The following is a 6,100-nucleotide window of genomic DNA, read 5'->3' on the forward strand; positions in this document are numbered from 1 at the left end:
CGAGACCCGCTTTTTGCCCCTTATGCCATATGGAAGCGGCCGCGGGCGGCCCTATGACGTGACGCTGCGCCCGTCGATATCCCGGGCCGGCAGATCGGAGCGAACCATGACCGAAAGACGCGCGCTGGTGGTGGGAAGCACCGGAGGCATCGGTCGGGCGCTGGTCGATGCACTCGTGCATTCGGGCAGTCATGACTGCATCTATGCGGCAAGCCGCGACGGCTCCGCGAGCGGTCAAAATGGCGTCGAGCCGCTCCTGATCGATATCCTCTGCGAAGCGAGCCTTGCCGCTGCGGCAACGGAAGTGGCGCGGGCCGGTCCGCTCGATCTGCTGCTCGTTGCAACCGGCCTGCTGCATCGCGGTGCCGGGCTGCAACCCGAGAAGAGCGCGCGTGCCCTCAATGCGCAGGTGATGGCGGAAATGTTCGCCGTCAACAGTATCGGGCCGGCGCTCGTCGCCAAGCATTTCCTCCCGCTGCTCCCGTCTCGGGGGCGAGCGGTCATGGCCTTTCTGTCCGCTCGCGTCGGGTCGATCGAAGACAATCGCCTCGGCGGATGGCACAGCTATCGCGCTTCGAAGGCCGCGCTCAATGCGTTCATTCGCTGCTTTGCGATCGAGGCGCAGCGCCGCAATCCGGAGGCGCTTGTCGTCGCGCTCCACCCGGGCACCGTCGATACGCGCCTTTCGAGCCCTTTTCAGCGCAACGTGCGGGCCGGATCGCTGTTCACCCCCGCGATAAGTGCGTCGAACCTGCTCGAGGTAATCGGGCGCCTGACCCCCGCAGACAGTGGCGGCTTCTTTGGCTGGGATGGCAGCCGGATCAGCTTTTGATGAACGCCGGCCCGCGTGGCGCTGGCCCGCCGGCAACAAACAGGCGCTTGGGGCGTAAGCGCAAGGATGAAGTATCGGAGAATAGGATGAGAAAAGCCGCCATCGCCGCGGCGGCTGTCACGGCCGCAGCCTTGCCCGCCCTGTGGGCGGCCTGGAAATATGTGCCGCGCCCCGGACCAGTCGGCAACCCGTCCGTCCCTCAGCCTGCCAAGGCCGTCGACCTCGACCGGTATCTTGGCCGCTGGTACGAGCAATTTCGCTATGAAGCCTCGTTCCAGAAAGACATGGAGGCGGTGACCGCCGATTACTCGCTGACGGGTGACGGCACGATCAGGGTCGTCAACCAGGCGCGATCGGGCGGCGTGCATGGCCGCCATCGGCGTTCGGTCGGCACGGCGAAGCTTATCGACAAGGCGCGCGGCGCGAAGCTCAAAGTGTCCTTCTTCGGTCCTTTCTACGGCAATTACTGGGTCCTCGATCATGGCGAGGATTATGAATGGTCGATCGTCGGAGAGCCGACCGGACGCTATCTCTGGGTCCTCACGCGCGATATGTGGCCGACACAGACCTTGCTGCGGCACCTCGAGACGCGGGTGCGAGAGCTCGGATATGACTGGTCGCTCGTGCGCAGGACGCAGCAGCCTCCTACAGCGGTATAGTGTCGGGGGTCGAAGCCGAAGGGACTGTGCGGACCTGCGGCAGGTCGAGCTACCGCGGCCGCGCGGTTTGACGAACCTGGTCGGCCGGACACCAGCGCAGCGTCTCTTCGCCGAACTCCGGGTCGCCGACAGCAATGCGCTCGATCCCGAGCACCCGTAGCGTCTCGCCGGTGGCCGCATCCGTGATCCATCCGGCACCGCGCCGCTTGGCGCTGGCGACTGCATTCATGCGGGCGGGATTGAACGGCTGCATGTCGACCCAGCCGGCGCGCTTGCCGTCATAATAGAAGAGAAGCTCGCGGGCAGAACCGCATGCGGCCGCAACGGGCGCGTAGTGACCCGGGCGGACGTTGAAGGGTGCGACGGGCGCGGGCATCGCGGCCGGTGCGGGAGCTGCCGCCGCGTTGCCCTCGGCCAGCTGTGGCCGCGCGGTCCGGATTGCCGCCTGCATCTGCGGCGACAACTGGCTGAAATTGCATTTGGTGAACGCGCCATCGTCAACCTCGGTGCCGCCGCTCCCGTTCAGAAAGCTGACGGTGCGCTTCATGAATTTGCCCTGCGCGCCGGCTTTCACGGCGAGGCTTCCATAAAGCCCCGTGTCTTCAGCCGACCAGGCCAGCGTATAGCCCTTGTAGTACCGGCTGGTCTCGGCGCTTCCGGGTGCCGGGCCGGTGCGGGTAATAGGGTTGACCTTGGCATAAGCCTTGTACCCCGGTGCGCCCTGGTTGACGTTGCCGAAGTTGGTCCCGTCGTAGAAGAAAATCCCAGTCGCCTTCGTGCACCCCTCGAAATCTTCGGCGTAGAGCCCGGGTGCGATCGGCAGGTTCGCCGCCGCATGCGCGGGCGCGGCGGTTATGGCGCCGAGCCCCACAAGAGCCAATGAAATGCGATGCATGACTGACATTTGGTCCCCCTGATCTTTTGCGTTCGGCGAAAAGATGCATCGCGCCTTCGCTGGGCGCCAGATATTTCTGCAATGCGGAGACAGGGGTGCCGCAGAGATGGCACCCTTGGCCAGCGGCCGCGTGGTGAGGGCGGCGGAAGCCCGCCGCCCTCCGATCGTCAGAAGTCCATTGCCGGCATCGGCGCGGACTTCTCTTCCTTCGGCAACTCGGCAACGAGCGCTTCGGTCGTGATCAGGAGCGAGGCGACCGACGCCGCATCCTGCAGCGCGGTTCGGACGACCTTGGCGGGGTCGATCACGCCCGCCTTGACGAGGTCCTGATATTCGCCGGTGGCCGCGTTGAAGCCCCAGCTATACTCCTCGCTCTCGAGCAGCTTGCCGACGATCCATGCGCCATCCTCGCCGGCATTATCGGCGATCTGGCGCGCCGGTGCGCGGAGCGCGCGGCGGACGATGTCGATGCCCGACTGCTGGTCGTCGTTCGCGGCCTTGAGGCCCTCGAGAGCCTTCAGCGAACGGAGCAGCGCGATGCCGCCGCCTGGAAGAATGCCTTCTTCCACCGCCGCGCGCGTCGCGTGGAGCGCGTCGTCGACGCGGTCCTTCTTCTCCTTGACCTCGACCTCGGTCGCGCCGCCGACGCGGATCACCGCGACGCCGCCCGCGAGTTTGGCGAGCCGCTCCTGCAGCTTCTCTCGGTCATAGTCGCTCGTCGTCGTCTCGATCTGCTGGCGGATCTGCGCTACGCGGGCGTCGATATCCGACTTCGAACCGACGCCGTCGACGATCGTCGTATTATCCTTGTCGATGACGACCTTCTTGGCGCGCCCGAGCATGTTGATCGTGACGCTCTCGAGCTTGATGCCGAGTTCCTCGCTGACGACATTACCGCCGGTGAGCACCGCGATGTCCTCGAGCATCGCCTTGCGGCGGTCGCCAAAGCCGGGCGCCTTGACGGCGGCGACCTTGAGCCCCCCGCGCAGGCGATTGACGACGAGCGTCGCGAGCGCGTCGCCCTCGACATCCTCGGCGATGATGAGCAACGGCCGACCCGACTGCACGACGCTTTCGAGCAGCGGCAGCATCGCCTGCAGGTTCGACAGCTTCTTCTCGTGGATGAGGATGTACGGATCGTCGAGTTCGACCTTGAGCTTCTCGGCGTTGGTTATGAAATAGGGACTCAAATAGCCGCGATCGAACTGCATGCCCTCGACCGTCTCAAGCTCGGTCGCGAGGCTCTTCGCTTCCTCGACCGTGATCACGCCCTCGTTGCCGACCGTCTCCATCGCCTCGGCGAGGATCTTGCCGACCTCTTCGTCGCCATTGGCCGAGATCGTCGCGACCTGCGCGATCTCGCTGTTCGCCTCGACCGACTTGGCGTGGGCCTTGAGGTCCTCGACGACGGTGGTCACCGCGAGATCGATGCCGCGCTTGACGTCCATCGGGTTCATCCCCGCGGCGACCGCCTTCGAGCCTTCGCGGACGATCGCTTGCGCGAGCACGGTCGCGGTTGTGGTGCCGTCGCCGGCCTTGTCATTCTGCTTCGATGCGACCTCGCGGAGCATCTGCGCGCCCATATTCTCGAACTTGTCGGCAAGCTCGATTTCCTTGGCAACGGTCACGCCGTCCTTGGTGATGCGCGGCGCGCCGAAGCTTTTGTCGATCACGACATTGCGGCCCTTCGGGCCCAGCGTGACCTTCACTGCATTCGCAAGCGTATCCACGCCGCGCAGCATGCGATCACGCGCGTCCGACGCAAATTTCACTTCCTTGGCAGCCATTTTGACCTCCTTCTTGCTGTCCTTTCAGTGTTGATGAATTGGCGTTACGCCGCCTGCCTGAGTGCCTCGGCCTGCTCGATGACGCCGAGAATGTCGCTCTCCTTCATGATGAGCAAATCCTCGCCATCGATACGGACCTCGGTGCCCGACCATTTGCCGAACAGGATGCGGTCGCCGGCCTGAACGTCGAGCGCGGTGACCGTGCCGTCTTCGGCGCGGGCGCCCGGACCAACGGCGACGACTTCGCCCTCCTGCGGCTTTTCCTTGGCGGTGTCGGGGATGATGATGCCGCCCGAGGTCTTCTCCTCGGCTTCGATGCGGCGTACGACCACACGGTCGTGCAAGGGACGGAAATGCATGCATAACCTCCATGTTGCATAACGATATGATAAGCCGGCGCGCCTGTCCGGGACGCGCGGCGCCGATGAGCTAGGAAGCGATATTTTTCGCTTCAAGAGGGTCGGCGAGAATTTTTTTGATAACGGCTCTGGCCTGAAACAAATGCCCGTTATCAACGGGCTGGTCCCTCTTGACTCGACTCGCTGCGCTCCCAAAATCTGTTCTTGCGGCACCTCGCCGCACGACGAGAAAGGATTGGCGACAAGGAAGGAGGCACGATCATGTCCGAGCCATTTTCCCGTTTTCTTCACCCCTTCGACGTGGCGCGTCACCCGAGCCTCGAGCCCGAGGTGAAGCGCGCCCTTCTTGCATCCTGGGCATCGGACCGCTCGGCGGTCCGCAACAAGCCTGCCTTGCGCAAGCCGCCGGGCGCACGCAGTGCGGTGCCGGTCGACGATGTGCTCGCGGCGCTCCGCTCGCTCGATGGCGGCGAGGCGCGCGCGCCATGACCGACCGCGCGCTACTCGCGCAGCTGGACGGTTATGGACTGACCACCGCCGAGATCCATTATTACCGGCTCGATCATCCCTCGCTGCTCCAGCTGTACGTCTGGCAGGATTATGACCTTCCGCCGGACTTTCCGGTGCTGTTCGATTTTCTGGCGATGTGGCGGCGTCAGCTCGAAGCCGCGCTCCACTCGGTCCGGATCGCGCATGATGCGCTGATCGGCCCTGCCGAGTGGCGCGCGGCCGATATTATCCGCGCAATCGACTGAGCGGGAGGCGAGGGCGTTTTTGCCTGCCCGGCGGGTTAGCCGGACAGCTTCTCTGGAGATGACAAGAATGCGGGGCCGCTGCCAAACAGCGGCCCCGCAGCATGTCAGGCGTTTTCGAGCGCCTTGTCTTTCGACGATCCGATCCGGCGCGGCTCGCTGCCGCTGCCGATCTCGATCTTGCGCGGTTTCATCGCCTCGGGAATGACGCGGTTGAGCTCGATCGCGAGCAGTCCTTCGGCAAAGCTCGCGGCGCCGACCTCGATATAATCGGCGAGCTGGAAGCGGCGTTCGAAGGGGCGACGCGCGATACCGCGATGGAGATAGGTGCGCTTCGTGTCGTCTTCGGCAGGCTTGCCCGTGACGGTCAGCTGGTTCTGCTGCGCCACGATCTCGATCTCGTCGGGTTTGAAGCCCGGGACCGCGAGCGTGATGCGGAAGCGGTCGTCGGCCTCGCGCACAATGTCGAAGGCGGGATAGCCATCGGACGTCTCGCTGCGCTGCCCCTTCTCGAGCAGGTCGAAGAGATGGTCGAAACCCACCGTCGAGCGGCGGTAGGGGGTGAAGTCAAAGTCGGTTCTCATTTCCAAATCCTCCTGATTGAAGCAATTCGGGCATGAGATGCGCCGGTACACAGAGCCGGCGCTCTCCATGTCCTGCAGACCCGGACAATCCGGCATCTGGAAAAAAACTAGGTAGCCATTTTCGGGTTTCAAGACCCGTGTTCGTTAAGTGGGGGCAGTTCGTCGCGGCGCTCGGTAATCTGACCGTGAGCGCGATGCGGAGCCGCGCTGAGCGGCTCCGTGGCGGGTCAGG

At 64.4% G+C, this 6,100-nt stretch carries 8 protein-coding genes; 4 read left to right on the forward strand and 4 right to left on the reverse strand.

What is annotated here, in order from left to right; all coding sequences use genetic code 11:
- The first annotated feature begins 106 nt into the window (after positions 1–106).
- Both B1A78_RS08560 and B1A78_RS08565 read left to right on the forward strand, forming a co-directional pair.
- A complete protein-coding gene (locus B1A78_RS08560) occupies positions 107–832 on the forward strand; it encodes an SDR family NAD(P)-dependent oxidoreductase (protein ID WP_077146546.1) in 726 nt (241 codons plus the stop codon).
- An 86-nt stretch (positions 833–918) separates the two neighbouring features.
- Entirely contained in the window at positions 919–1,491 is a 573-nt protein-coding gene (locus B1A78_RS08565) for a lipocalin family protein (protein ID WP_077146547.1), read from the forward strand.
- 49 nt (positions 1,492–1,540) lie between these two features.
- On the opposite strand, the gene B1A78_RS08570 is transcribed toward B1A78_RS08565, so the two are convergent.
- The 3 genes from B1A78_RS08570 to groES all read right to left on the reverse strand — a co-directional run bounded on the left by B1A78_RS08570 (position 1,541) and on the right by groES (position 4,532).
- On the reverse strand, positions 1,541–2,362 hold the full coding sequence (locus B1A78_RS08570) for a hypothetical protein (protein ID WP_077146548.1): 822 nt from the start codon (positions 2,360–2,362) through the stop codon (positions 1,541–1,543).
- Between the two features lie 191 nt (positions 2,363–2,553).
- Positions 2,554–4,173: a chaperonin GroEL gene (gene groL, locus B1A78_RS08575; protein ID WP_077146549.1), complete on the reverse strand. Its 1,620-nt coding sequence runs from the start codon at positions 4,171–4,173 to the stop codon at positions 2,554–2,556.
- A 44-nt stretch (positions 4,174–4,217) separates the two neighbouring features.
- Positions 4,218–4,532 (reverse strand): co-chaperone GroES, encoded by a 315-nt coding sequence (gene groES / locus B1A78_RS08580; RefSeq protein ID WP_077146550.1) that lies wholly within the window; start codon positions 4,530–4,532, stop codon positions 4,218–4,220.
- Positions 4,533–4,793: 261 nt separating this feature from the next.
- Here groES and B1A78_RS08585 point away from each other — a divergent pair, with 261 nt between their 5' ends.
- Together B1A78_RS08585 and B1A78_RS08590 are read left to right on the forward strand one after the other, a co-directional pair.
- Complete coding sequence (locus B1A78_RS08585) at positions 4,794–5,021, forward strand: hypothetical protein (RefSeq protein ID WP_077146551.1); 228 nt, start codon at positions 4,794–4,796, stop codon at positions 5,019–5,021.
- Positions 5,018–5,287: an usg protein gene (locus tag B1A78_RS08590; protein WP_077146552.1), complete on the forward strand. Its 270-nt coding sequence runs from the start codon at positions 5,018–5,020 to the stop codon at positions 5,285–5,287. Before B1A78_RS08585 ends, B1A78_RS08590 begins: the two co-directional genes overlap by 4 nt.
- Positions 5,288–5,391: 104 nt before the next feature.
- Here B1A78_RS08590 and B1A78_RS08595 read toward each other — a convergent pair whose 3' ends face one another.
- Positions 5,392–5,868 carry an Hsp20 family protein gene (locus B1A78_RS08595; RefSeq protein WP_077146553.1) on the reverse strand — a complete coding sequence of 159 codons (477 nt, stop codon included), beginning with the start codon at positions 5,866–5,868 and terminating at the stop codon, positions 5,392–5,394.
- Between the last annotated feature and the right edge of the window lie 232 nt (positions 5,869–6,100).

It is taken from the genome of Sphingopyxis sp. KK2 (genome assembly GCF_001990265.1).
Classification (GTDB): domain Bacteria; phylum Pseudomonadota; class Alphaproteobacteria; order Sphingomonadales; family Sphingomonadaceae; genus Sphingopyxis.

What these genes read in the sequence shown, in the direction of transcription:
- B1A78_RS08560 (WP_077146546.1), top strand. Translation starts at nt 107, where the DNA reads ATGACCGAAAGACGCGCGCTGGTGGTGGGAAGCACCGGAGGCATCGGT.
- B1A78_RS08565 (WP_077146547.1), top strand. Translation starts at nt 919, where the DNA reads ATGAGAAAAGCCGCCATCGCCGCGGCGGCTGTCACGGCCGCAGCCTTG.
- groL (WP_077146549.1), bottom strand. Translation starts at nt 4,173, where the DNA reads ATGGCTGCCAAGGAAGTGAAATTTGCGTCGGACGCGCGTGATCGCATG.
- groES (WP_077146550.1), bottom strand. Translation starts at nt 4,532, where the DNA reads ATGCATTTCCGTCCCTTGCACGACCGTGTGGTCGTACGCCGCATCGAA.
- B1A78_RS08585 (WP_077146551.1), top strand. Translation starts at nt 4,794, where the DNA reads ATGTCCGAGCCATTTTCCCGTTTTCTTCACCCCTTCGACGTGGCGCGT.
- B1A78_RS08590 (WP_077146552.1), top strand. Translation starts at nt 5,018, where the DNA reads ATGACCGACCGCGCGCTACTCGCGCAGCTGGACGGTTATGGACTGACC.
- B1A78_RS08595 (WP_077146553.1), bottom strand. Translation starts at nt 5,868, where the DNA reads ATGAGAACCGACTTTGACTTCACCCCCTACCGCCGCTCGACGGTGGGT.